Annotated in this window: 21 protein-coding genes; 8 read left to right on the forward strand and 13 right to left on the reverse strand. The window is 62.2% G+C overall.

Features of this window, described 5'->3' with window-relative positions:
• Positions 1–133 precede the first annotated feature (133 nt).
• Both ACIP1G_RS17640 and hslO read right to left on the reverse strand, forming a co-directional pair.
• The gene (locus ACIP1G_RS17640) at positions 134–1,675 is read right to left on the reverse strand and encodes a phosphoenolpyruvate carboxykinase (protein ID WP_400739265.1); all 1,542 of its coding nucleotides are present in this window, start codon (positions 1,673–1,675) and stop codon (positions 134–136) included.
• Between the two features lie 179 nt (positions 1,676–1,854).
• Positions 1,855–2,754: an Hsp33 family molecular chaperone HslO gene (gene hslO, locus ACIP1G_RS17645; RefSeq protein ID WP_400739268.1), complete on the reverse strand. Its 900-nt coding sequence runs from the start codon at positions 2,752–2,754 to the stop codon at positions 1,855–1,857.
• 119 nt (positions 2,755–2,873) lie between these two features.
• On the opposite strand from hslO, the gene ACIP1G_RS17650 reads away from it, so the two are divergent.
• Entirely contained in the window at positions 2,874–3,668 is a 795-nt protein-coding gene (locus ACIP1G_RS17650; RefSeq protein WP_400739271.1) for a phosphatase PAP2 family protein, read from the forward strand.
• Between the two features lie 110 nt (positions 3,669–3,778).
• Here the strand turns inward: ACIP1G_RS17650 and ACIP1G_RS17655 are convergent, their stop codons facing one another.
• Positions 3,779–4,180, reverse strand: coding sequence for an RNA-binding S4 domain-containing protein (locus ACIP1G_RS17655; RefSeq protein WP_400739274.1), 402 nt, complete (start codon positions 4,178–4,180; stop codon positions 3,779–3,781).
• Between the two features lie 109 nt (positions 4,181–4,289).
• On the opposite strand from ACIP1G_RS17655, the gene ACIP1G_RS17660 reads away from it, so the two are divergent.
• Together ACIP1G_RS17660 and rimK are read left to right on the forward strand one after the other, a co-directional pair.
• Entirely contained in the window at positions 4,290–4,772 is a 483-nt protein-coding gene (locus ACIP1G_RS17660) for an ATP-dependent zinc protease (RefSeq protein WP_400739277.1), read from the forward strand.
• Positions 4,769–5,674, forward strand: coding sequence for a 30S ribosomal protein S6--L-glutamate ligase (gene rimK / locus ACIP1G_RS17665; RefSeq protein WP_012316721.1), 906 nt, complete (start codon positions 4,769–4,771; stop codon positions 5,672–5,674). Before ACIP1G_RS17660 ends, rimK begins: the two co-directional genes overlap by 4 nt.
• Positions 5,675–5,790: 116 nt before the next feature.
• On the opposite strand, the gene ACIP1G_RS17670 is transcribed toward rimK, so the two are convergent.
• Positions 5,791–7,104: an ATP-binding protein gene (locus ACIP1G_RS17670; RefSeq protein WP_400739279.1), complete on the reverse strand. Its 1,314-nt coding sequence runs from the start codon at positions 7,102–7,104 to the stop codon at positions 5,791–5,793.
• Positions 7,105–7,117: 13 nt separating this feature from the next.
• Entirely contained in the window at positions 7,118–7,858 is a 741-nt protein-coding gene (ompR, locus tag ACIP1G_RS17675; RefSeq protein ID WP_400739282.1) for a two-component system response regulator OmpR, read from the reverse strand.
• Positions 7,859–8,075: 217 nt separating this feature from the next.
• Between ompR and ACIP1G_RS17680 the strand changes: the two genes are divergently transcribed.
• The 5 genes from ACIP1G_RS17680 (at position 8,076) to ACIP1G_RS17700 (ending at position 18,729) form a co-directional block, all read left to right on the forward strand.
• Complete coding sequence (locus ACIP1G_RS17680; RefSeq protein WP_400739285.1) at positions 8,076–10,400, forward strand: Tex family protein; 2,325 nt, start codon at positions 8,076–8,078, stop codon at positions 10,398–10,400.
• Entirely contained in the window at positions 10,400–10,783 is a 384-nt protein-coding gene (locus ACIP1G_RS17685; protein ID WP_400739288.1) for a PaaI family thioesterase, read from the forward strand. Before ACIP1G_RS17680 ends, ACIP1G_RS17685 begins: the two co-directional genes overlap by 1 nt.
• Before the next feature lie 154 nt (positions 10,784–10,937).
• Positions 10,938–12,515 carry a glutamate--cysteine ligase gene (gene gshA / locus ACIP1G_RS17690; RefSeq protein WP_400739290.1) on the forward strand — a complete coding sequence of 526 codons (1,578 nt, stop codon included), beginning with the start codon at positions 10,938–10,940 and terminating at the stop codon, positions 12,513–12,515.
• Positions 12,515–13,150: a TetR/AcrR family transcriptional regulator gene (locus ACIP1G_RS17695; RefSeq protein ID WP_400739293.1), complete on the forward strand. Its 636-nt coding sequence runs from the start codon at positions 12,515–12,517 to the stop codon at positions 13,148–13,150. The genes gshA and ACIP1G_RS17695 overlap by 1 nt, the downstream gene beginning before the upstream one ends.
• Positions 13,151–13,236: 86 nt before the next feature.
• On the forward strand, positions 13,237–18,729 hold the full coding sequence (locus tag ACIP1G_RS17700) for a hypothetical protein (protein WP_400739295.1): 5,493 nt from the start codon (positions 13,237–13,239) through the stop codon (positions 18,727–18,729).
• Between the two features lie 46 nt (positions 18,730–18,775).
• On the opposite strand, the gene ACIP1G_RS17705 is transcribed toward ACIP1G_RS17700, so the two are convergent.
• The 8 genes from ACIP1G_RS17705 to ACIP1G_RS17740 form a co-directional block, all read right to left on the reverse strand.
• On the reverse strand, positions 18,776–18,991 hold the full coding sequence (locus ACIP1G_RS17705) for a molybdopterin-binding protein (RefSeq protein WP_003255829.1): 216 nt from the start codon (positions 18,989–18,991) through the stop codon (positions 18,776–18,778).
• Between the two features lie 27 nt (positions 18,992–19,018).
• Positions 19,019–19,831 carry an aliphatic sulfonates ABC transporter ATP-binding protein gene (gene ssuB, locus ACIP1G_RS17710; RefSeq protein ID WP_400739297.1) on the reverse strand — a complete coding sequence of 271 codons (813 nt, stop codon included), beginning with the start codon at positions 19,829–19,831 and terminating at the stop codon, positions 19,019–19,021.
• Positions 19,828–20,625, reverse strand: coding sequence for an aliphatic sulfonate ABC transporter permease SsuC (ssuC, locus tag ACIP1G_RS17715; RefSeq protein ID WP_400739299.1), 798 nt, complete (start codon positions 20,623–20,625; stop codon positions 19,828–19,830). The genes ssuB and ssuC overlap by 4 nt, the downstream gene beginning before the upstream one ends.
• A gap of 10 nt (positions 20,626–20,635) precedes the next feature.
• Positions 20,636–21,784: an FMNH2-dependent alkanesulfonate monooxygenase gene (ssuD, locus tag ACIP1G_RS17720; RefSeq protein ID WP_400739300.1), complete on the reverse strand. Its 1,149-nt coding sequence runs from the start codon at positions 21,782–21,784 to the stop codon at positions 20,636–20,638.
• Positions 21,785–21,844: 60 nt separating this feature from the next.
• Positions 21,845–22,810 carry a sulfonate ABC transporter substrate-binding protein gene (locus ACIP1G_RS17725; RefSeq protein WP_400739302.1) on the reverse strand — a complete coding sequence of 322 codons (966 nt, stop codon included), beginning with the start codon at positions 22,808–22,810 and terminating at the stop codon, positions 21,845–21,847.
• An 84-nt stretch (positions 22,811–22,894) separates the two neighbouring features.
• Entirely contained in the window at positions 22,895–23,488 is a 594-nt protein-coding gene (ssuE, locus tag ACIP1G_RS17730; protein WP_400739305.1) for an NADPH-dependent FMN reductase, read from the reverse strand.
• Positions 23,489–23,776: 288 nt separating this feature from the next.
• Positions 23,777–24,415, reverse strand: a complete 639-nt coding sequence (locus ACIP1G_RS17735) for a peroxiredoxin (protein WP_400739307.1) — start codon at positions 24,413–24,415, stop codon at positions 23,777–23,779.
• A gap of 165 nt (positions 24,416–24,580) precedes the next feature.
• Positions 24,581–25,915 carry an OprD family porin gene (locus ACIP1G_RS17740; protein ID WP_400739310.1) on the reverse strand — a complete coding sequence of 445 codons (1,335 nt, stop codon included), beginning with the start codon at positions 25,913–25,915 and terminating at the stop codon, positions 24,581–24,583.
• Positions 25,916–25,978: the final 63 nt, after the last annotated feature.

Consider the following 25,978-nt stretch of genomic DNA (forward strand, 5'->3'; position numbering starts at 1 on the left):
GCCTGACCGGTGGTTTCCCCGAGCAGTGAAGCAACGACCGGCGAAGTACCCCATGCGCAAATGAAAATGCCAGTCAGCTTAACTGACTGGCATTACCCAAAGGGGCGGCTTTCTTGTTGCGGCTGGGTTCAGCTTACAGCTGTGGACCAGCGGCCTTGATGGCGTCGGAAACTTCGAACTTCTTGAAGTTTTCGATGAACAGCTTGGCCAGGCCTTTGGCGGCCTCGTCGTAGGCCGCTTTGTCAGCCCAGTTGGTGCGCGGGTTGAGCAGCTCGGTCTCAACGCCCGGAACGACCTTCGGCACGTCCAGGTTGATGATGTCCAGGTGCTCGGTTTCGGCACCGACCAGCGCACCGCTCTGGATTGCAGCGATCACGGCACGGGTGGTCGGGATGCTGAAGCGCTTGCCAACGCCGTAGCCACCACCGGTCCAGCCGGTGTTGACCAGGTAGACCTTGGAGTTGAAGCCGTTGATACGCTTGATCAGTAGCTCGGCGTACTCGCCAGCAGGGCGCGGGAAGAACGGTGCGCCGAAGCAGGTGGAGAAGGTCGACTTGATGCCGCCGCCCGAACCCATTTCGGTGGAACCGACCAGCGCGGTGTAGCCGGACAGGAAGTGGTAGGCCGCCTGCTCGTTGTTCAGGATCGACACCGGAGGCAGAACACCGGTCAGGTCGCAGGTCAGGAAGATGACTGCGTTAGGCTCGCCGCCCAGGTTCGCTTCGGAACGCTTGGCAACGTGCTCCAGCGGGTAGGCCGCACGGCTGTTCTGGGTCAGGCTGACATCGGTGTAGTCGGCGTGCTGGTTGCCGTCGAGAACGACGTTTTCCAGTACGGCGCCGTGCTTGATGGCTTTCCAGATGACCGGCTCGTTCTTTTCGGACAAGTCGATGCACTTGGCGTAGCAGCCGCCTTCCATGTTGAAGACAACGCCTTCGCCCCAACCGTGCTCGTCGTCACCGATCAGGTAACGGCTTTCGTCGGCCGACAGGGTGGTCTTGCCAGTGCCGGACAGGCCGAAGAACAGGGTTACATCGCCTTCTTCGCCGATGTTGGCCGCGCAGTGCATTGGCAGCACGTCGGCAGCCGGCAGCAGGAAGTTCTGCACCGAGAACATGGCTTTCTTCATTTCGCCGGCGTAACGCATGCCAGCGATCAGCACTTTCTTCTGGGCGAAGTTGATGATCACGCAACCGTCGGAGTTGGTGCCGTCACGCTCAGGTTCGCAGACGAAGTTGGCAACGTTGAGGATCTGCCACTGGTCGCGGCCAGCCGGGTTGAACTGCTCCGGGTTGATGAACAGGCAACGGCCGAACAGGTTCTGCCAGGCAGTCTGGGTGGTCATTTTCACCGGCAGGTAGTGCTCGGCGGCGGCCCCTACGTGAACGTAGGAAACGAAGTGATCCTGGGCGTTGTTGAACGCCTCGACGCGGTCCCACAGGGCATCGAACTTGTCGGCCGGGAACTTGCGGTTGATCGGGCCCCAGGAAATGGCGTCCTGGGTGGAAGGTTCTTCGACGATGAAACGGTCAGCCGGCGAACGGCCAGTACGGTGACCAGTCTCCACGACCAGTGCGCCAGTATCGGCTAGTACGCCTTCACCGCGTTGCAGCGCTTCTTTTACCAGCTCATCGACGCTCAGGTCGGTGTACACGGTGTTGTTGGCTTGCGTCATGAGATACCCCATCCGGCCCGAGGCCGAGTGCTCCAAACGTTTTGTAGTTGTCTTGAAAAAACTACTACAGCGAAAAAAGTGGCCGGATTATGCCAGAAACGCCCAAAAAAAGTAGGCCCCTCCTGTCAGAACTGCGCTTTTGCGCAATTCGACAGGAGATTATCCTGTAGTTAAACGTTTCAGTGGCGAGTTTCTGAGGCCACGTCAGTGCCGCCACCCGCAAACAATTGCGCCACATCGCTGGCATCGAACAGGTAGCGCTCGTTGCAGAACTGGCAATCGACTTCAACTTGCCCGCCACATTCCTCTACCAGCGCCTTGGCGTCGTGCTCGCCCAGGCTGACAAGCGCATTGCCAGAACGCTCGCGCGAGCAGCTGCAGTGGAAGCGCAACGGTTCGATATCGAACAGGCGCACGGCATCCTCGTGGTACAGGCGATGCAGCAGGGTTTCGTTATCGAGCGCCCACTCCTCCAGCTTCAGCGTCTTGGCCAGGGCCACCACGTGCTGCCAGCTTTCTTCCCGCTCTTCATCGTCAGGCTGGCGATCGCGCGGCAATTGCTGCAGCAGCAGGCCACGTGCCTTGCCGCTGGAGGTATCGAGCCAGAAGCGCGTATTGAGCTGCTGAGACTGCACAAAGTAGTTGGTGAAGCATTCCGACAGGTTGGCGCCATCAAGGTCAACGGTGCCTTGGTAACGCTGGCCCTTGACCGGGTCGATGGTCAAGGTCAGGTGGCCGTCGGGCATCAAATGCTCCAGCGTCGCACCCGCCGGGATCTGGTCGGTTTCGTAGCGGGCCATGCCGCGGATGTCACGCTCGCCCGAGCACTCCACCATCAGCAGCGGGATCGGCCCTGCGGAGCGCGCCTGCAAAATCAGCAGGCCGTCGAACTTCAGCGCACCCACCAGCAAGGCGGTGGCGGCCATCAGCTCGCCAAGCAGGGCCTGCACCGGCTGCGGGTACTCATGACGCGCCAGCACCGCGGCGTAGCTGGCATCCAGAGACACCCACTCGCCGCGCACATCGCGCTCGTCGAAGATGAAACGTTGGGTGAAATCGGTATCAGGCAAATCGCTCATAGGTTTTGGCTATCTAAGAATGATGACAAAATGGTTACAAGGGTTGTCGAAACAGGCGAGAACCCCGTGGCAGAGCGCTCACAAGGCGCTCCGATTCATGTTTGCAATAGAGGTATTTTATGGACAATCGACCACTGTTCCAAGCAAGGTGGTCCTGGGGGCCATTGGCAGCCTGTACGCTGCTACCCATCACTCTACTGTGTTTCTGGTTATGGCCCATTGGCCAGATCTTGTGCCTGACTTTCGACGAGTGGCTGTTCCACAGCCTGAATGCGCCGCTGGCCGACAACACCACCTGGCGCTACATCTGGACCGTCGGCAGCTTGCGCCCGTTCGACATCGTCGTCGGCCTGATCCTTCTGGCAGTGCTTATCCGGGGTAACTGGGTGTTCAAGGCCGCCCAGGTTCGCCAGGCCTTTTTCGGCTTTCTGGTCTCGCTAATCCTCTTAGTGGTGATTCGCGCACTGTTTTCCAAGTGGGTAGATGCAGCCGGGTGGCAACACAACAGCCCGTCGATGATGTTCGACGACGTCGTGCACCTGAGTGACTACTACCCCAACCTGGAGGCGGCCTGGGAGCTCAAGGACCGTTCCAGCAAGAGTTTCCCGGGGGATCATGCCTCGGTGCTGCTGATCTGGGCGCTGTTCATGAGCGTGTTCAGCCGGCGCGTGGTGCAGTACCTGGTGGTATGGGGGCTGGCCTTCCTGTTCATGATGCCGCGGCTAGTGGCCGGAGCGCACTGGGGGCAGGATGACTATATCGGCGGGTTGCTGATGGCGGTGCTGGCGTTGGGCTGGAGCTATTACACGCCGCTGGCGGCCAAGGGTAGTGAGGCGTTGATGCGCTGGACGAGGCCTGTAGCCGACCTCGCAGCCAAGCTACCGTTGGTCGGGCGATTGGCGGTTGTCCGTTAGTTCCTTGGGGCTGCTGCGCAGCCCATCGCGACACAAGGCCGCTCCTACAGGGGACCGCGTACTTTTGTAGGAGCGGCCTTGTGTCGCGATGGGGCGCGGAGCGGCCCCGGCTATTCGAAGCTCCCATGCAGCTGGTGAATCTGCCGCCGCTGCTTTTTGGTCGGCCGGCCATCGGTAGTCACCCCCATAGCCCCAGCCTTGCGCATTTCGGCCGCCTGCTCACGGCGACGCACGCTCTCTTCAGTCTCTTCGTACAACGTCTGCGCCTCCGGCGCCCCACGCCGTACCACCGACAGCGCCTTCACCACCACCGTGCGCTCATCAAACCCGATGCGCAGCACAAACGCGTCACCCACCCGCGGCTCCTTGCCCGGCTTGCAACGCTCGCCGCGGCAATGCACCTTGCCACTCTCGATCGCCGCCTTGGCCAACGCCCGTGTCTTGTAGAAGCGTGCGGCCCACAGCCACTTGTCCAGGCGCACCTTGTCGTCATCTTCGGCTTTTTGTGCCATCCCGTTACCTCGGATTCAGTCTTTCATCGAACTGTACTACCTTCACATACGGATGCAAAAAGTCCCCGCGGTGCTTACAGTTCACCACCTCATTCGCAGGGTGTGCTTCGTGAAGACATTTGACCATTTGACTGTGATCGGCCTGCGCGAGTGGGTCGCCCTCCCCGACCTTGGCGTGGCCGGGCTGCGCGCCAAGATTGACACCGGCGCTAGCACATCCAGCCTGCACGCCACCGAGGTGGAACCGTTCGAGCGCGATGGCCAGCCCTGGGTACGTTTCACTGCACATCTGGGCACAGTGGTACAACTGCGCCACCGGCGCTGCGAGGCACCGCTGGTGAACAGGAAAACCATCAGAAGCTCCAACGGTCACGCTCAGACCCGTTATGTCATTCGCACGTCATTGGCCTTGGGTGATCGTGTGTGGGAGGTGGAATTTACCCTGGCCTGCCGCAAGAGCATGCGCTATCGCCTGCTACTTGGCTCCAAGGCCCTGATCCATGGCCAGCTGGTAGTCAACCCTGGCCTGAAATACGTACAAGACAAACCGGCCTTTCCGGCCACCCTTTCCCCTGCCACAGGTGCTGCATGAAGATCGCTGTGCTGTCGCGCAATCCGCGTCTGTATTCCACCCGCCGCCTGGTCGAAGCCGGTACCCAGCGCGGCCATGAAATGGTAGTGATCGATACCCTGCGGGCTTATATGAACATTGCCAGCCACAAGCCGCAGATCCACTACCGCGGCAAGCCGCTGGAAGGCTTCGACGCGGTGATCCCGCGTATTGGTGCGTCGGTAACCTTCTATGGCTGCGCGGTGTTGCGCCAGTTCGAAATGATGGGCGTGTACCCGCTCAACGAGTCGGTAGCAATTGCCCGCTCCCGCGACAAGCTGCGTTCGCTGCAACTGCTGTCGCGGCGCGGCATCGGCCTGCCGATCACCGGCTTCGCCCACTCGCCAGACGACATCCCCGACCTGATCCAGATGGTCAACGGCGCCCCGCTGGTGATCAAGGTGCTGGAAGGTACCCAAGGCATCGGCGTGGTGCTGTGCGAAACCACCCAGGCGGCCGAGTCGGTGATCGAAGCGTTCATGGGCCTGAAGCAGAACATCATGGTGCAGGAGTACATCAAGGAGGCAGGCGGTGCCGACATTCGCTGCTTCGTGGTGGGAGACAAGGTCATTGCCTCGATGAAGCGCCAGGCCAAGCCGGGCGAGTTCCGCTCCAACCTGCACCGCGGGGGCGTCGCCAGCCTGATCAAAATCACCCCGGAAGAGCGGATTACTGCGATTCGTGCGGCTAAGGTGATGGGGCTGAGCGTGGCGGGTGTGGATATCCTGCGCTCCAACCATGGGCCGTTGGTGATGGAGGTGAACTCGTCGCCGGGGCTGGAGGGCATTGAAGTGACCACCGGCAAGAACGTGGCCGGGATGATCATAGAGCACCTGGAGAAGAATGGCGGGCCGAACCAGACCCGGACCAAGGGCAAGGGCTGATTCAAGCCTGTTCCGGCCTCTTCGCGGCTAAAGCCGCTCCTACATGGATTGCGTTTCCGGCATGAAATCGCGTTCCCATGTAGGAGCGGCTTTAGCCGCGAAGAGGCCGGTAAGGCTCACACAGCATTACGCGGTAGCAACAACCCCAAAGGCAACCGCACCCGCGCCTCGATCCCGCCGCCAGACCGGTTACGCAACTCCACATTCCCACCATGCTGCGCCGCAATCCGCTTGACGATCGCCAACCCCAGCCCGGTGCCCTTGCCGCCCCGCGCCCGGTCACCACGAATGAACGGGTTGAAGATGGTCTCCAGCTCCGATTCGTCGATCCCGGTGCCGCGGTCCAGCACGCTCAGCACCACATACGGCGCACTCTCGTCACCCGATACATAGGCAGCCACCTCGACCCCCTTGCCGGCATGGTGCAGGGCGTTGCCGATCAGGTTGCCCAGCATGCGCTTGAGCGAAACCCGGCGCAGCGGGAACGGCGGAATCGGCTCCAGGCACAGGCGCACACGCTCTTGCGGCTGGTTGTACGGCGCCACCACCTCACGCACCAGGTCAGCCAGGTCAACCTCTTCCACCGGCTCGTCACGGCCATCGCGGATGAAGGCCAGGAACTGGTCAAGGATCGCATCCATGTCCTCGATATCGCGGACCATGTCGTCGCTCAGCTCGTTGTCGCTGTTCAGCAACGACAGCGACAGACGCAGGCGCGTCAGCGGTGTGCGCAGGTCGTGGGAAACCCCCGCCAGCATCAGTTCACGCTCGCGACCGGCCTGCTCGACATCCTCGGCCATCTGGTTGAAGGCCTTGTACACCTCGGTCATTTCACTGGGCGTATCGCTGATCGGCAGGCGCACGCTGCGCCCCTGGCCCAGTTGACGGGCGGCGAATACCAGGCGCTTGAGCGGCTGGTTCAACTGGCGCACGAAAATCCAGGCCGAGGCGGTCGACAACAGGCCGATGGCCAGGAACCAGCCCAGCACGTTCCAGATCTTCTGCCCCCGCAACGGGTGTGGGTACAAAGGTACCTTCAGCCAGCCAGGGCCGAGGCTTGGCGCATTGACCCACAGTGCCGGTGGCGCATGAATGCGCAGCCGCACTTCAGTGTCTTCGCCCAGCTCGGCCTGCATCTGCCGCTGGTAGATTTCGCTGTAGGGCCAGTGCTGCTCGCCTTCGGGCACGCCCGCGCCGGTCACGCGGATCAGCCCTGCTGCCTCGGCGATCTTGTCGCGGTTTTCTTCGTCGGCAGCCCAATAGGCGCGCAGGGTCAGCGCCACACCGTGGCTATACTGACGGTCGACCAGCACGTCCTCGTTCATTAGCAGATAGACCAAGGTCAAGGCCTTGGAGAACAGGACGACGATCAACACCAGCCACAGGGTGCGGGCGAAGAAGCTTTGCGGAAACCAGAGCGGTGTTTTCATCGACGACCAGGCATCATTTACCGGCGTTTCCGTCTGGCACGAACACGTAGCCCACGCCCCACACGGTCTGGATGTATCGCGGCTTGGACGGGTCCGGCTCGATCATGCGGCGCAGGCGCGAGATCTGCACGTCGATGGAGCGCTCCAGCGCATCCCATTCGCGGCCACGGGCCAGGTTCATCAGCTTGTCGCGGGTCAGCGGCTCGCGGGCGTGCATCACCAGGGCCTTGAGCACGGCGAACTCGCCGGTGGTCAGCATGTGCACTTCGTCGCCACGCTTGAGCTCGCGGGTCGCCAGCGACAGCTCGTAGTCACCGAACGTGACCGACTCGTCTTCGCTGCCCGGCGCGCCCGGCACAGTCGGTGCCTGACGGCGTAGCACGGCCTTGACCCGGGCCATCAGCTCGTCCGGGTTGAACGGCTTGCCCAGGTAGTCGTCGGCGCCCAGTTCAAGGCCCTTGATACGGCTAAGCTCGTCGCCCTTGGCGGTGAGCATGATGATCGGGATCTGGTTGTTCTGCTGGCGCAGGCGCTTGCACGCGGACAGGCCATCTTCACCCGGCAGCATCAGGTCGAGCACCACCAGGTTGAACACCTCGCGCTGCAGCAGGCGGTCCATCTGTTCGGTGTTGGGCACCGCGCGGGCACGGTAGCCCTTGCTGGTGAAGAAACGTTCCAGCAGGCTGCTCAGCCCCGGATCGTCGTCGACGATGAGAATCTTGTCACCTTCTGCGGTGTTTGCGGTGCCGGTCATGAATAACTCCTCTGATATCGCCGCGCATTATGGCGTAGCCATTGCTGCACGTTGCGTGAGCATTGTTAGCAGATTTTTCCCCGGACGCCAGTTCCGGCTGGCCGGGCGCCATCACCGCAAGCCGTTTTCGATGGGTATAATGCGCGGCTTTCATCCAGCGCCGCCGGGCGAAAAGCCCACAGGCGACCCCCGTATTCACAAATGTCAGGTGGTTTACATGGACAGCATCAACAGCCGTATCGCCGAGGAACTGGGCGTACGCCCCCAGCAGGTCGAGGCGGCCGTGGGCCTGTTGGACGAAGGCTCGACCGTGCCTTTCATCGCCCGTTACCGCAAGGAAGTGACCGGTAGCCTGGACGACACCCAGCTGCGCCATCTGGAAGAGCGCCTGCGTTACCTGCGCGAGCTGGACGAGCGCCGTGCCAGCATCCTTTCCAGCATCGAGGAACAGGGCAAGCTGACCCCGGAACTGGCCCGCGAAATCAAGCTGGCCGACACCAAGACCCGCCTTGAAGACCTTTACCTGCCGTACAAGCAGAAGCGCCGCACCAAGGGCCAGATTGCCCTGGAAGCCGGCCTCGGCGAACTGGCCGACGGCCTGTTCAATGACCCCAACCTGGCCCCGGAAAGCGAAGCCGCACGCTTCGTCAACGCCGAGAAAGGCGTGGCCGACGTCAAGGCGGCCCTGGAGGGCGCCAAGTACATCCTCATGGAGCGCTTCGCCGAAGACGCTGCCCTGCTCGACAAGCTGCGCAACTTCCTCAAGCAGGAGTCGGTGCTCAGCGCCCGTGTGGTGGCCGGTAAGGAAGAAGAAGGCGCCAAGTTCCGCGACTACTTCGCCCATGACGAACTGCTGCGCAACGCCCCGTCGCACCGCGCCCTGGCCATTTTCCGCGGGCGCAACGAAGGCGTGCTGAGCGCCTCGCTGAAAGTCGGCGAAGAGCTGCCCGGTACCCTGCACCCGTGCGAAGTGATGATCGGCAACCACGTCGGCGTGGAAAACCGCAGCCGCCCGGCCGACAAGTGGTTGGGCGAGGTGGTGCGCTGGACCTGGAAGGTCAAGCTGTACACCCACCTGGAAACCGACCTGTTCGGCGAGTTGCGCGACAACGCCGAAGGCGAGGCGATCAACGTGTTCGCCCACAACCTGCACGACCTGCTTCTGGCCGCCCCGGCCGGCCCGCGCGCCACCCTGGGCTTCGACCCGGGCCTGCGCACCGGCTGCAAGATCGCCGTGGTCGATGCCACCGGCAAGCTGCTGGATTACACCACGGTCTACCCGCATGCGCCGAAGAACGACTGGGACCGCACCATTTCGATCATGGCCGCGCTGTGCGCCAAGCACTCGGTGGAGCTGATCGCCATCGGCAACGGCACCGCCAGCCGCGAGAGCGACAAGCTGGTGGCCGAGCTGGTCAAGAAGTACCCAGCGCTGAAGATCACCAAGATCATGGTTTCCGAAGCCGGCGCTTCGGTGTACTCGGCATCGGAACTGGCCGCCCGCGAGTTCCCGGACCTGGACGTTTCGATCCGTGGCGCCGTGTCGATTGCCCGCCGCCTGCAGGACCCGCTGGCAGAACTGGTGAAGATCGACCCGAAATCCATCGGTGTCGGCCAGTACCAGCACGACGTGTCCCAGCTGAAACTGGCGCGCGGCCTGGACGCCGTGGTCGAAGACTGCGTGAACGCCGTGGGTGTGGACGTCAACACCGCCTCGGTGGCGCTGCTGACGCGCATCTCCGGCCTTAACGCCACCCTGGCGCAGAACATCGTCGCCCACCGCGACGCCAACGGCCCGTTCGCTACCCGTGCGGCGCTGAAAAAAGTCAGCCGCCTGGGTGAAAAAACCTTCGAGCAGGCCGCCGGCTTCCTGCGCGTGATGAACGGTGACAACCCGCTGGACGCCTCGGCGGTTCACCCCGAGGCTTACCCGCTGGTACAGCGCATCGCCGCCGGCACCGACCGCGATATCCGCTCGTTGATCGGCGACAGCAGCTTCCTCAAGCGCCTGGACCCGAAGAAGTTCACCGACGAAACCTTCGGCCTGCCGACCGTCACCGACATCCTGCAGGAACTGGACAAGCCTGGCCGCGACCCACGCCCCGAGTTCAAGACCGCCACCTTCCAGGACGGCGTCGAAGACCTCAAGGACCTGGAACCAGGCATGATCCTCGAAGGCGTGGTGACCAACGTCACCAACTTCGGTGCCTTCGTCGACATCGGCGTGCACCAGGACGGCCTTGTGCACATTTCGGCGCTGTCGGAGAAGTTCATCAAGGACCCGCGTGAAGCGGTCAAGGCCGGCGACGTCGTCAAGGTCAAGGTCATGGAGGTGGACATCCCACGCAAGCGCGTCGGCCTGTCCATGCGCATGAGCGACACCCCGGGCGAGAAGGTCGAAGGCAACCGCGGCGGTAACCGTGGCAATGGCGGCAACCGCCAGCAGCAGGCGCCGCGCCAGCGCGAAACCGCCACTGCCGCACCGGCCAACAACCCCATGGCCGCCCTGTTCGCCAACGCCAAACAGCTGAAGAAGAAGTGATGGACGTACCACGCGAATACGTCGAAAGCGCCTTCAGCCAGCTCCTCGGCTGCCGCCTGCAACGCCTGGAAACAGGTGTTGCCGAGGTGGCCCTGGCGCTTGAGCCACAGTTGCGCAACCGTGGCCAGAAGCTGCATGGCGGGGCGATCTTCAGCCTGGTGGACATCGCCATGGGCCTGGCCTGCTCGTCCAGCCATGGCTTTGACCAGCAAAGCGTCACCATCGAATGCAAGATCAACTACATGCGCGCCGTCAGTGACGGCGAAGTGCTGTGTACCGCCCGAGTGCTGCATGCCGGGCGGCGCACCCTGGTGGTCGACGCCGACGTAGCTCAAGGCGACAAGCTGGTGGCGAAAGCGCAAGGAACCTTCGCGGTTCTCTAGCTCACCAAGGGGTATCTGCGGTATTTTTCGGCAGTGCGCTGGCACTGCCGGAACCGCGTAAACCAGGCGACAACGCCAGTTCCTTTTTTCCTACCCTTGTAGACCGTCATCTCTACCCCCATATTGGGGCGACTGACGCGTGAAGGAATACATCTTGAGCGACCTCCTCAACCGCCGCCTGAGCCTGCTCGGCGCCAATCTCCCCCTGCTCAAGCAGTGCCTGCACGGTATTGAGCGCGAATGCCTGCGCGTGACCGATGAAGGTCGCCTGGCCCAGACCCCGCATCCGGATGCACTGGGATCGGCGCTGACCAACGAGCAGATCACCACCGATTATTCCGAGTCGCTGCTGGAGTTCATCACCCCGGCCCTCCCCGACCCGGCCAAGGTGCTCGAAAGCCTCGAACAGACCCACCGTTTCGTCTACAGCAAGCTGGGCGGCGAATACCTGTGGAGCCCGTCGATGCCATGCACGCTGCCGGCCGAGGAGGACATCCCGATCGCCGAGTACGGCACCTCCAACATCGGCAAGCTCAAGCACGTCTACCGCAAGGGCCTGGCCCTGCGTTACGGCCGCACCATGCAGTGCATTGCCGGCATCCATTACAACTTCTCGCTGCCTGAAGCGCTGTGGCCGCTGCTGCGCGCCGCCGAAGGTGGCAGCGAGAACGACCGCGACTACCAGTCGTCGGCCTACATCGCGCTGATCCGCAACTTCCGCCGCTACAGCTGGCTGCTGATGTACCTGTTCGGCGCCTCGCCGGCTTTGGACAAAGGCTTCCTGCGTGGCCGCCCGCACCAGCTCGAAGAGCTGGACGCCGAGACCCTGTTCCTGCCCTACGCCACCAGCCTGCGCATGAGCGACCTGGGCTACCAGAGCAACGCCCAGGCCGGCCTTACGCCGTGCTACAACAACCTGGCCAGCTACACCGACAGCCTGCGCAAGGCAGTGGGCACGCCGTACCCGCCGTATGTTGAAGTCGGTACGCATGTGGATGGCGAGTGGGTGCAACTGAACACCAACATCCTGCAGATCGAAAACGAGTACTACTCGAACATTCGCCCCAAGCGCGTCACCTACACCGGCGAACGGCCGATCCAGGCCCTGACCTCGCGTGGCGTGCAGTATGTGGAAGTGCGTTGCCTGGACATCAACCCGTTCCTGCCGGTGGGCATCGACCTGACCGAGGCACGCTTCCTTGATGCGTTCCTGCTGTTCTGCGCGCTTGAAGACAGCCCGCAGCTGGACAACGGCGAGTGCGGCCAGTGCACCAACAACTTCCTGAGCGTGGTCAAGGAAGGCCGCCGCCCAGGCCTGGAGCTGCACCGCAACGGCCAACCGATTGGCCTGAAGCAATGGGCCAGCGAGCTGATCGAGCGTATCCGCCAATTGGCCGACCTGCTCGACCAGGCCCAGGGCTTTGATGAGCACGCCAAGGCCCTGGATGCCCAGCAGGCCAAGGTCGACGACGCCGCGCTGACGCCCTCGGCCCAGGTACTGGCGCGCATGGCCGATCATGACGAAAGCTTCGTGCAGTTCTCGCTGCGCCAGAGCCGGATCCACGCCGAGACGTTCCGCGAGCAGCCACTGAGCCAGGAACAGCAACAGGCATACGAAACGCTGGCCCGTGAGTCGCTCGCCAAACAGTCCGAGCTGGAACAAGAGGAAGTCGGTGACTTCGACCTGTTCGTCGGCGCTTACCAGGCCAGCATCCTGGCGATCAGCAACTGATGACCCGCACCGCCACCCCGCGCAAGCCGCGCGCCAGCAGCCAGGCCAGGATCGAGGCGATCCTGGCCGCCGCACGCGAGTTACTGGCCGAGCAAGGGGTGGCGGCGCTTTCGATCTACAGCGTGGCCGAGCGGGCGCAGATCCCGCCTTCCTCGGTTTACCATTTCTTCGCCAGTGTGCCGGCCTTGCTGGAAGCCTTGACTGCCGATGTTCACCGGGCCTTCCGCGAGGCGTTGAGCGCGCCGATCGACAGCAGCGCCTTCACCACCTGGCACCAACTGTCGCGGCTGATCGAGCAGCGCATGCTCGATATCTACAACAAGGATGCCGCAGCACGTCAGTTGATTCTCGCCCAGCACGGGTTGAGCGAAGTGATGCAGGCCGACCGTCAGCACGACATGGAACTGGGTGAGTTGATGCACAGCCTGTTCGACCGGCATTTCCAGCTACCGACAATGCCGAACGATGTGGATGTATTTGCCTTGGCCATGGAGTTGAGCGACCGCGTTTACGCCCGCTCGATGCAGTTGTTCGAGCAAATCACCCCACGCATGGCCGAGGAAGGCATGCGCGTGTTCGAAGCCTACCTGGCACTCTATCTGCCACCCTTTCTGGCTTCGCGCACAAAGGGCTGAGCAGTCATATCTACCACCAGGCAGAACACCACCATCGTTTCAATGAGGCTTCAGCGCACGCAGCGCCTCAATGAGACCCTCAGTTCATGCCTACCCCTAGCACCCACTCTGCCGTCGTCATCAGGACGCTAGAGCCCACCCGCTCCGAAAACGGCTACCCAGCATTGGCCGGCAAAGGCAACCTGCTTGTCGCCGCCCGACAAACCTTGAACCGCAGCGCCACAGAACTGCGCAGCCTGTTGAGCCAGGCGCCCGATTTACAACAAACCGTGCACACCGCGCTGAAGACCCACCTGCAAATCTCCCCTCTCGCCTGCGGGTTGCGCCATGGCGATAGCCAGGTAACCTTGATGACCTTCGCCTCCCGCCTGCTGGCTGGCCCGGTGTTCGCCAACCCCTATACCGACTGGTCTACCTGGGGCTTCGACGGCACCGAGGTGCAGGCGAACATGAGCGCATCGCAATGGGCAACCTTCCTCAGCCCCATCATCAACGCCGCGAAACTTAATGCCCCGCGCACCTACTGGGAGGCGCGAATGCCAGGCACCGACATTGCCCGGCAAGCGCACGCGGACAACCTGCTACGTCAACATTTCACCAGTAGCCTGGACATCGCATATGGCTGCGCAACGCTGGGCACCAACCTTTGGCTACAGGCCCGGCAGGCTTCTGCGCGTTATGCGCAGCTTCAATGGCGAACGGCGACCGGCGGCCTACTGACCAGCACCGTTGCGCTGTTGATCAAACCCCAGGCCGGTAATACGCAATGGCTGATCTACATGCCGGACAGGCATAACAGTGTCCTGCCGATTGCCGACCTCGAGCAGTTGCGCGATTGGGTTTTCGAAAACCGCTTCATCTTTTGGTCAGACCCCAGATCTCCAATAACGGCAGGTACACGAGACGATGTGCTGGTCACCGATGTGCAAGGCGATGGCTTGCTCAGTTTCAGGGAGGAGGCCTTGCTGCAGCACCAAGCGATCACGGACCATCACCTGCTCGAAGCCTGCCGGCAAAGTGAAACCGATCCCTTGGACTGGGCTGCGGTACAGGCCTGGGAAAATATGCGCAGCGCAATGGTTGTGCCGGGTCTGGCCCCGCCCATCGATACGACCATTGATGCAGTGATCGCAAGCGACGCCGCACTGGCGAACGAAGAGGTCCACTTCGCCGGCCTGGAGCAGCATTTGCCCATAGGCTGGCGACATCAGCTGGTCGAACGCCAGGAAACGCTACTGGAAGAATATCTGGGGCCTGAAACGGCGGTCACTTCCAGCAAAGTAACGTCGCTACGCGAACGCCAGGCGATGCTGGACCAGTTACAGGGTTCGCACGACAACTACCTGTTGGCGCTGCCTGAACCCTTGGTCGTTGCCGACCTTCAAGCGCAGGACGGCGACACGACACGGGCAGAACGCATCACCGAAGGGTTGTGCGAGAGCCTGCTGAAAGAAGCTCGGCTGCAGCATACCTTGGGAGGCTTGTCGGCAACCCACCTGGGCTGGGTCGAGGCATTGGTCGACAGACCTGAACCTGGCCTGCAGCGCCTCGTGCAGGCCAGCGCACTGGTGTTGGTCACTGCTGATCGGAGATGGCCTCTGCACGGCTATATGACGTTTCGCGCCATCCCTGAGGAGAACGACGAAACCGTGGACCGCACCCTGTTGCTGTACAGGCCAGGCCTAAGAGGCGGGCTGATGGCCTTCGACGACGAGTCGACGCTTGCCAGGCAACTGCTGGCAACGCTTCACGGCGCATGGCCCGATGCGCTGCTTGAGTCAGTGCAGCCTGCCGAGCGCATGCAACTGATAGAGGCGCTTTCGGTGTCACCCGCAGTGACGTTCGAGTACCCCTCCATTCAATCGCATTTCATGCAGCACTGCGTGCAGGCCATCGGTGCCGCACTCCCGACCGATAGCACACGAGAGCAAACCCGGCAGCGCCTGTGCATCAGCGAGAACCGCGCCAGGGCGATGGCCTTGTCTCGCTTCGCGGAAAAGAACCGCAGTAGCCACCTCCAGACTCGGTTGCAGTCGTTGCAACATCTTGACGGCACTCAGCGCGCTGCGATGGCCACCCAGGTAAGCGCCCTGCAAGAAGCCCTGCGTGCTTCGCAAGTGCTGCTCAATCTGAGCTTGCCATCGCGTGCGCATTTCGCGCGGCTCACGCTGCACGAGCATCTTCGCCGTGAATTCTCCCTGCGCTCGGTACCGCGCATTACCCTCGACATTGCCGACAGCGTCACCCTCAAGCGTGAAGTGACGGGCCAATCGGCGCTGGGAGGGGCCGGGTCACGGCAAGTGCCGGTGTTCAGCGAAGCACGCAGTGAAGTTGCCCTGGAGATATTTATGTTATGGGCGCTGGATGATGAGCGGCGTCACCGGCTGGACAATGCCAACATCAGGCTCGAACCTGCAAATGAGCCCGCCCTGCTCGGCGCACTGACTCCGGCCTACATCGCCAATCTGATAACCCGGCTGGACATCGCCGGCGCCTTCGAGAAACGCATCACCCAAAGCTACCTGGGCTTTGAACACGAAACGGCCTGGCAGGTGCAATGGCGTCAGGAAACCCTCCGCGCACCCTATGAACATCGCCTGCGACTGCTGGTATCGAGCCGACCGACCAGCCTCAGGGACGATGGCCTGCAACTGTTGGAGCAGTTCTGCAGCGAACAGGTCGAAACCACGGCGACCAGAACGGTCAGATATCATTCGCTACTGCTCAAGCAAGGTACCGCAGCAGACGGGACCAGCGACAGGGTGGGGCTCGCGGGCATGCACGTGATCCAGGGTGCTTCCGGTCCGGTGCTGTTGTATATACCCGGTGCGCCAAATGGCAAGATCATCAGCCAGTACCAAAGCACCACTGCAGCCTGCAAGGCAGTGCAAGACATGGCACTGGACAGCAAGATGGCCCGCTATCTGGCGGACCAGTGCCAATCGGGTGACCCCGACCGGCATGAACACTACATCAACACGGCGTTGCAGCGGAATTTTCAGAGCTTCATCACACTCGGTATCGCACGCACCGAATCCCTGCCCACGCATGAAAGCCGCCTGGAGATGGGCGAGCACATCCGCGATCACCGCGCCACATCGCGCAGCCAGAGCGACCTGGCCCTCGCGGCGCCTGAAGTCGCCAGCCGCCATCTGTTCGTGGGGTTGAGGATAGCGCTGGGCATCTTGCCAGGTGTCGGCACCGCCATGGCGCTGTACGATGGCTGGCATGCGGCGAACTCGGCGGCCAGCGCCTTCGCTCACGGTAACCTGGAGGAAGGCCTTGAGCATCTGCTCAGCCTGTTGCAGTCGTTGACCGATGCCATCCTCTCGCTCGCGCCATTGGCTGCCGGCCCTGGCAAACCAGGGGCGGCAGCGCGCCTGCTGACCCAGAAACGCCAACGCCTGGACCTGCTGCACCCCTCGCCGACGATTCGTAAAACACCCTCCAGCCCATTCAGTGGGTATGAGGCGGAGCTGCCATCAGGCCCCATGGTCCGTTCTTCGATCCCTCAAGGGACGGGCGTGTTCGAACACGTCTCGACCCGGCAGCGCTACATCGCGCGAAATGGTGCCTGGTATGCCGTCGAGTGGGACTCGGCATACCTCACCTGGCGGCTGAAACCGCAAGGGGTGCGGTCCTACCGTCAACCCGTGCGGCTGAGTGAACAGGGTATCTGGGAAACCCCAGGCAGATTGAGTGGGCTGTTGGTCGACCATGGCCTGGCAGGCGGCGGCGGCGCACTCACTACCCTCTACAACCACGGCATTGCCTACTGGCGCATGGCCATTCGCCGACAACCCCGGCAGCTAACCGGCATGGAGCTCGCGCATGAGCTACACGACGAGCTGATACGCATCAAGACTCGCATGGGTACAAAGCAAGCGAATTACCACACGGCAAAGCAAGCGGTAGCCGAAGGTGCCCAACCGACCGACGCGCAACACGCCGCTGTCGTCAATACACGCCAGCAACTGAGCGGTGAACTTAACCGGAGTATCGACTACAACACGCGCGGTCTGGCCCGTCTCAGGGAGCATCGTGCAACACTGAGCAGGTCGGACTACACCCACTTCATTGCTGTGTGCGAGGCAAACATCAGTGAAATGAGTGCGCTCGACATGCACCTGGTATCCGACCGCTTCATCCTGGCCACCGAGCAGTCACGCCTCGCAACCGCTGCCATCCAGGCGCTACGAGAGCCTTCAGCCCCTGCTGCGCAGGTGAAGCGCCTGGCGCAGAATAATTTGAGGGCGAATCAGGAACTGATCGCATCCCTGGAGGAGGTCGAGCGTGTAGCCATTCGCCACCACGCCAAGCGCAATCACTTGCAAGGCAGGGCCTTGACCGACTATCTGATGTTAGTGGAACGATCAGGCCTGACCCTGGACGTGACCCATGCACGACAAGCCCGAGCCACCATTCTTTCAGCATCGCTGTTCAACGCCAGCGCCGTCGAACATCCGCAGATGGGGGCGTTCATGGTGCACTTCAATGAACAAGGCCGGGACCTGCGCAGCAGCCTTTTCAGCCATATGGCCTTACCCCGGGCAGCGCTTTCACGCGCCCAGGAACGCAGTTTCCTGATCAGCACGCACAACCACTACGCGCGCTTCCTGAGCCACCTCACGGCATGGCAAGACACCTTCGAGGATTTGCTGTTGCCAAACGAAACACGATCTTTCCGTCAACTCATGCAACAGCTCATCGATGAAATCACGGACGACCTCAGCAAGGCCCATGCTGCCCGGCAACGCCCGCAACCTCAAACCAATCGAGGTCCCAGCCGCCCCCAGCTGTTCGAGACCGTGGAAGGACCACTGATCGGTAGCGAAATCGTTGAGCGGGGGCAAACCCGCATGCATGTCAAAAGGCCCGACTCCGAACAATCTCATACCATCTACGTCAGAAACGAAACAGGTCAATGGCAATTGTCCGCGCCTGAGCGCACGGTGGCAGCACAGTCGATGGCCAGCCTTGTGGAGACGGCCAACAGCCGACTGAACGATCTAACCAGGCAACAGGCCAGATTACGGCTATATCAGACCCCGCAGGCCATCCCCATCGACCTGGAAGACATTGCCCAGGGCCACGCGCAGCCGCTGCGCTTCATTGCCGACAGGATTCGCCAGAAGGCAGGCCAATCGCTCCATCCCGAACAGGCCACCCTGATCCAGAGACTGGAAGCCGCCGCCGAGCAGATGCAAGCACTTGGCCGCCAACTGCGGATCGCCCAGACAAAGGCGAGCAGCAAACCAACGGTCGGCTATCTGGAGTACTTGCTTGAACAACGAGAAGTGAGGGTGAGCTGGTCGCGCACCCTGAGACCGAAAGTGGACCGCAAGGGCAAGCCAACCGAATACCTGGAGGAGTATCGCATTGATGACCTGAATACCCTCCAACCATTGTGGTATGCACACTTTCACTTCCGGCAGAGACCGCCACAAGGCTTTACACGGCTGGAAGCAGGCCACCTGAAACTGGCGAGTGAACGCAACCTGAGCGAGGGCGCGTGGCGAGGAAGCATAAGCGAGCCACAAGCCAACCGGCTATTCGGTAACCTGCGGCAGGCCAGTTGACGCCGCATCACCACCTGGGCTGGCGGGCAGCCCAGGTGGCGAATGCTTACAACTTGGCAATGGACACTTCAGTCGACTTGACGAATGCAATCACTTCGCTGCCCACCTGCAGCTCCAGCTCACGCACGGAGCGGGTGGTAATCACCGAGGTAACGATACCGGAGGCAGTCTGCACGTCGATTTCCGACAGCACCGGGCCTTCGAGGATTTCTTTCACGGTGCCTTTGAACTGGTTACGAACGTTGATGGCTTTGATAGTCATGATTTGCTTCCTTTTGGCTTCTGGGATTCAGTGCGCCCAACGCAGTTGCGTGGGCAAAGGGGCTACAGGGTCCGGCTCGGGCGCAACGCCCGGGGCCGACAGAACACGGTTGAGCACTTCGCTTTCCAGCGCGGCCAGGCGGTGCGAACCACGCGCCCGGGGCCGTGCCAGGTCGACAGTGAGGTCGAGCCCGACCTCACCGTCTTCGATCAGGATCACCCGGTCAGCCACGGCAACTGCCTCGCTGACATCATGGGTAACCAGCAACACGGTGAAGCCGTGCTGACGCCACAGGCGTTCGATCAGTTGCTGCATCTCGATACGGGTCAGGGCATCCAGCGCGCCGAGCGGCTCGTCCAGCAACAGCAGCCGCGGTTGGTGGATCAGCGCCCGGGCCAACGCCACGCGCTGCTTCTGGCCACCCGAGAGCGCCGCCGGCCATTCATTGGCACGGTCGGCCAGGCCAACCGACTCCAAAGCTTCCAGCGCACGCGGGCGCCAGTCGCCAGACAAGCCCAGGCCAACGTTGTCGATCACCTTCTTCCATGGCAGCAGGCGTGCGTCCTGGAACATCAGGCGGGTTTCTTCACGGGCTTCGTCCAGCGGCGCGGCACCGGCCAGCAGCCGGCCGGCAGTGGGCTGGTCGAGGCCGGCCAGCAGGCGCAGCAAGGTGCTCTTGCCGCAGCCGCTGCGGCCTACGATGGCAACGAACTGGCCAGCCGGAATATGCAGGTCGATGCCCTTCAACACTTCGCGCTGGCCAAAGGTCTTGCGCAAGCCGTTGGAGGCCAGCGGGATGCCACGCAACAGGCGTGGCGGCTGTTCCTTGAGCACGGTCATGCGCCCTCCTTCTTGGCCACTTGGTAGGCCGGGTGCCAGCGCAACCACACACGCTCCAGGCCGCGGGCAGCGAGGTCGGCGAGCTTGCCGAGCACGGCATACAGGACGATGGCCAATACCACTACATCGGTCTGCAGGAATTCACGGGCGTTCATTGCCAGGTAACCGATGCCGGCATTGGCCGAAATGGTTTCGGCAACGATCAGCGTCAGCCACATGAAGCCCAAGGCAAAACGCACCCCCACCAGGATCGAAGGCAGCGCCCCCGGCAGAATCACCTGGCGGAACAGGCTGAAGCCGGACAAGCCATAGCTACGGGCCATTTCCACCAGCGCCGGGTCGACGTTGCGAATGCCGTGGTAGGTGTTCAGGTAGATCGGGAACAACGTGCCCAGCGCGACCAGGAAGATCTTCGCCGACTCGTCGATACCGAACCACAGGATCACCAGCGGGATCAGCGCCAGGTGCGGCACGTTGCGGATCATCTGCACCGAGCTGTCGAGCAGGCGTTCGCCCCAGTTCGACAGGCCGGTGATAAAGCCCAGCACCAGGCCGATACTGCCGCCGATGACGAAGCCCAGCCCGGCACGCCAGCCACTGATGGCCAAGTGGGTCCAGATGTCGCCGCTGCGCACCAGCTCGATGCCGGCACTGACCACGGCACTAGGCGCCGGCAAGATGCGCGTCGACAGCCAGCCGGCGCTCACCGCCAGTTGCCAGGCGGCCAGCAGCAGTACCGGCAGCGCCCATGGCGCCAAGCGCTGGGCCAGGTTGTTGGAAGTTGCACGACTCATGGCCTGGCCCTCAGCTCTGCGCGACGGACTTGGGCAATATGTCGTTGGCCACCATCTCGCCGAACGGGCTTACGTAGCCGCCAGTCTTGGGTTGCTCGGGGCGGTTCACATCAATGTGCGGGAACAGCAGTTCTGCAACGCGGTAGGACTCTTCCAGGTGTGGGTAACCGGAGAAGATGAAGGTGTCGATGCCCAGCTCGGCGTACTCCTTGACCCGCGCCGCAACGGTCGGGCCATCGCCCACCAGCGCGGTACCGGCACCGCCACGCACCAGGCCGACACCGGCCCACAGGTTGGGGCTGACTTCCAGCTTGTCGCGGTTGCCGTTGTGCAGGGCAGCCATGCGTTGCTGGCCAACCGAGTCGAAGCGCGCCAGCGAGGCCTGGGCACGGGTGATGGTGTCGTCGTCCAGGTGCGAGATCAGCTTGTCGGCAGCGGCCCAGGCTTCTTCGTTGGTTTCCCGCACGATCACGTGCAGGCGGATGCCAAAACGTACTTCACGGCCCTGGGCGGCAGCTTTCTCACGCACCTGGGCGATTTTCTCGGCGACGGCGCTCGGCGGCTCGCCCCAGGTCAGGTACAGCTCGACCTGCTCGGCGGCCAGGTCCTGCGCGGCGTCGGAGGATCCGCCAAAATACAGGGGCGGGCGCGGTTGCTGGATCGGTGGATAGAGCAGCTTGGCGCCCTTCACCTGGATGTGCTTGCCGTCGTAGTCGACGGTCTCGCCTTCCAGCACCTTGCGCCAGATACGGGTGAACTCAACGGAGGCCTCGTAGCGTTCCTGGTGGTTCAAGTGCAGGCCGTCACCCGCCAACTCGTCCGGGTCGCCGCCAGTCACCAGGTTGAACAGCGCACGGCCATTGGACAACCGATCGAGGGTTGCCGCCTGGCGCGCTGCCACGGTCGGCGAAATGATGCCGGGGCGCAGGGCGACCAGGAACTTCAGGCGCTGGGTCACCGGAATCAGCGATGCCGCGACCAGCCAGGAATCCTCGCAGGAACGCCCGGTAGGGATCAGCACGCCACCAAAGCCGAGGCGGTCGGCCGCCTGGGCGATCTGCTGCAGGTAGCCATGGTCGACAGCGCGCGCGCCATCGGAGGTGCCCAGGTACTTACCGTCACCGTGCGTGGGCAGGAACCAGAAAATGTTAAGGCTCATTGGAGTTGTCTCCTCAAGGGTGGCTCAAACCGGAGCGGCGCCCCGGCGCAGGCGAATCAATCAAGGTGCGCTAGCGACCTTGGCCGGGGGTGTCCAGATCACGTCCTTGATGCTCAGCGGCTTGGGAATCAGCTTCAGCGCCTGGAACGTGTCGGCGATCTTCTGTTGCGCGGCCACCACTTCCGGGGTTAGCGGCGCAGCGCCGTAGCCCTGGCGCTTGACCGAAGTCAGGGTGATGTCGGCGGGTAGGCCGAGCAGTGGTGCGACCTGGTCGGTCACCTGCTGCGGGTTGGCCTGGGACCACTCGCCCACGGCGCGCACTTCCTCGATTACGGTGTTGATCACTGCCGGGTGCTGAGTCGCGTAGTTGCGGGTGGCGAGGTAGAACTGGTGGTTGTCGACCAGGCCCTTGCCGTCACGCAGGGTGCGCGCCTGCAGCTGCTGCTCGGCAGCGGCCTGGTACGGGTCCCAGATCACCCAGGCATCCACGCTGCCGCGCTCGAAGGCGGCGCGGGCGTCGGCCGGCGGCAGGTAGACAGGCTGGATATCGCTGTACTTGAGGCCGGCGTCTTCCAGGGCGCGAACCAGCAGGTAGTGCACGTTAGAGCCTTTGTTGAGGACGACTTTCTTGCCCTTGAGGTCCTTTACCGACTGGATCGGTGAGCCCTTCGGCACCAGGATCGCCTCGCTGTGCGGCGCAGGCGGCTCGTAGGCCACATAAAGCAGATCGGCGCCAGCGGCCTGGGCGAACACTGGCGGGGTTTCGCCGGTTACACCGAAGTCGATGGAGCCGACGTTCAGCCCTTCAAGCAGCTGCGGGCCGCCGGGGAACTCGGTCCACTGCACCTGCACGCCCTGCTCGGCCAGGCGCTTTTCCAGCGTGCCCTTGGCCTTGAGCAGCACCAGGGTGCCGTATTTCTGGTAACCGATACGCAGGCTCTCGGCCTGGGCTTGGGTGATGGCGCCGAAGGACACAGCCGCCGCAAACAGGGCGACCAGACCGCGACGCAAGAAGACTGTGCGCATGGCGCTCTCCTGTGCGAATGGGTTCGGGTTGCACCTGCTTGCCTCGTTGTCGGGCGAGTAAGGTGGTGAAGCGGGTGGGGCCGGTCAGATGCTCCAGCGAGCGCTGATCAGGCGTTCATTCAGTACGCCGGGGGCCACGGGGCGCGGCCTGCGGGCCAGAGCAACGTGAAAGGTTTCCAGCGAGTCGTGCAGGCGCTCTTCCAGCGCGGATACCAGCTGCGCGGGCTTGCTGCCTTCTGCGTAAGCAACCTGGCTGTCGTCGGCGAAGATCCCTTGCAGGGTCTCTTGCGCCTTGAGTGCCGACAGCACGGGTTTCAGTGCGTAGTCCACCGCCAGCATGTGGGCGATGCTGCCGCCGGTGGCGATTGGCAACACGATCTTGTGGGCCAGGGCGCGTTCGGGCAGCAGGTCGAGCAAGGTTTTCAGGGCGCCGGAAAACGATGCCTTGTACACCGGCGTGGCGACGATCAGGCCATCGGCCTGGGCCACCAGCTGCTGGAAGTGCTGCACCTGCGGGCTGTCGAAACGGGCGTGCAGCAGGTCCTCGGCGGGGAAGTCACTTACCTGGAACGTTACCACTTCGACGCCGCGGTTCTGCAGCCACTGGCGCGAACGCTCCAGCAGCACGCCGGAGCGTGAACGTGGACTTGGGCTACCTCCGATTGATACGACCAGCATTGCAGCGCTTCCTTGTGTTCTGTTGGGAGTGACATTAACAGCCGCTGCATATATCTAGAAATCATATTTTTTCATTTGTATATTCCATTTTTATCTTTCGCCTGTGCCGGCCCTTTCGCGGGTGAACCCGCTCCTACAGGGACACCACAGACCCTGGGGATTGCGCTATCCCTGTAGGAGCGGGTTTACCCGCGAAGAAGCCCACGCAGTTTCAGCAGGCATAAAAAAGGGCCGTCGAAACGGCCCGAAAATCCCTGCTTGGCTAAGAGCAATGCAACGAGGAATCCATTAACGATTTGGCTGCGGGGTCAGGCGCAGATAGGGTTTGACCGCCCGGTAACCTCTGGGGAAACGCTGCTTGATCTCCTCCTCGTCCTTCAGCGAAGGCACGATCACCACCTCGTCACCGTCCTGCCAGTTACCTGGTGTGGCGACCTTGTGGTTGTCGGTGAGCTGCAGCGAGTCGATCACCCGCAAAATCTCGTTGAAGTTGCGCCCAGTACTGGCCGGGTAGGTGATGGTCAGGCGCACCTTCTTGTTCGGGTCGATGACGAACAGCGAGCGCACGGTCAGGGTGTCGCTGGCGTTCGGGTGGATCAGGTCGTACAGGTCGGACACCTTGCGGTCAGCGTCGGCAATGATCGGGAAGTTGACCACGGTGTTCTGGGTTTCGTTGATGTCATCGATCCAGCGGTGGTGCGAGTCGACCGGGTCCACCGACAGGGCAATGGCCTTGACCCCGCGCTTGGCGAATTCGTCCTTGAGCTTGGCAGTCAGGCCCAACTCGGTGGTGCACACCGGGGTGAAGTCGGCCGGGTGGGAGAACAACACCCCCCAGCTGTTGCCCAGCCACTCGTGGAAGCGGATCTTGCCTTCGCTGGAATCCTGCTCGAAGTCGGGGGCGATATCGCCGAGTTTGAGGCTCATGGGCTGCGGCTCCTGTACTGGGTTCTGTACCGTATGGGTTCAATGTGCCTGCTTTCGATTAAAAACAAAAAGAATAAATACTGATTTGTTTATAACCATAATGCATACGAAATTGCAGGCACAAAAAAGCCTCGCACTAGGCGAGGCTTCTTGTTGAGCTACGGCTTACAGGAAGTTGTAAGTGTAGTTCACGATGAAGCGAGTCTGGTCTTTGTCTGCAGCGCTTTCGCCGCTACCACGGTACACGCCTTGACGCAGGCTGAAGCCCAGGCCTTTGAGGGTGCCTTCCTGAAGGGTGTAGTCGACGCGTGCGTCACGTTCCCATTCGTTGTAGCTGCCGTCGCCCGACTTGTTGCGGACATCGTCACCACGCAGGTAGGCCACCGAAGCCTTCAGGCCTGGAACGCCCAGGGCCGCGAAGTCATACGAGTACTGACCGAAGGTGGTGTTCTCGCCGGCACGGGCGAACTGGTTGATCATGCTGTCGGTGAACAGGTAGAAGCTCGCGCCGCCGTTGCCTTCCAGCGAAGACGTGGCGCCGTCCTTACGGACGCTACCTTGGTTCAGCCAGACGAAGCCACCATCGTCACCGACTTGCTGGTGACCGAGCATCAGCGCGTGGCCACCCAGGGTGTAGGTGAACATGGCGCTCCAGGTCTTGTTGTCGACCTCGCCCGCGTTCTTGGCAAAGCCACCGTTGTTGTCGAAGGCATAACCGGTCTGACCGTTCTTGCCATCGCTGCTGCTGTCGAAGTAGCGCAGGTCAGTCTTGAACGACTGGTTGTCGGCAATCTTGAAGACGTGAGTAGCACCCAGGAAGTGCTGCTTGTAGAAGTCTTCCAGGTTCGAGTAGTAGTACTGCAGGGTCAGGTCTGGAGTGAGCTTGTAGTCACCACCAGCGAACTGGAACTTGTTGCTGTCGCGGAAGGCGCCAGAAACGGAAAGACCAGTATGGTTGCTCGAAGCACGGCCCATGGCGTGGGTCAGTTGACCTGCGTTGAAGGTCAGGTTGTCGATTTCCTTCGACTGCAGGGTGCCACCCTCGAAGGTCTGCGGCAGCAGACGACCATCGTTGGAGACCAGGATCGGCAGGTTAGGCGCCAGGGCGCTACCGTAGTGGACCTCGGTCTTGGAGAAGCGAGCCTTGGCGTTACCACCAATGCGTGCCCAGTCGTGGACTGCCGAACCATCGGAGTCGCTTGGGAAGAAGGTGTTGTTGGCATCCGGACGGCTACCACGGCCACCATCCAGGTGAATGCCCCACAGCGCTTGAACGTCAACACCAAAACCTACGGTACCTTCGGTGAAGCCAGACAGATAGTCGAGCTTGAAGCCCTGACCGCTTTCTTTCTGGTCAGTACCACCTTCACGGTTGTCATCGTTGAAGTACATGGTGCGCGAGCTGAGCGCCAGTTTGCTGTCTTCGACGAAACCGGCAGCGCCTGCTTGTTGGGCGAGAACCCCCAGTGCCACGGCCAGAGCCAGGCTGGACTTGTACATGTTTTGCTCCTCTACGTTCTAATTCTTGTGTATCTCTGGCGGTGGGATCTGCTGCCCCGCTCA

This window comes from Pseudomonas sp. NPDC089392, assembly GCF_044749595.1.
GTDB lineage: Bacteria > Pseudomonadota > Gammaproteobacteria > Pseudomonadales > Pseudomonadaceae > Aquipseudomonas.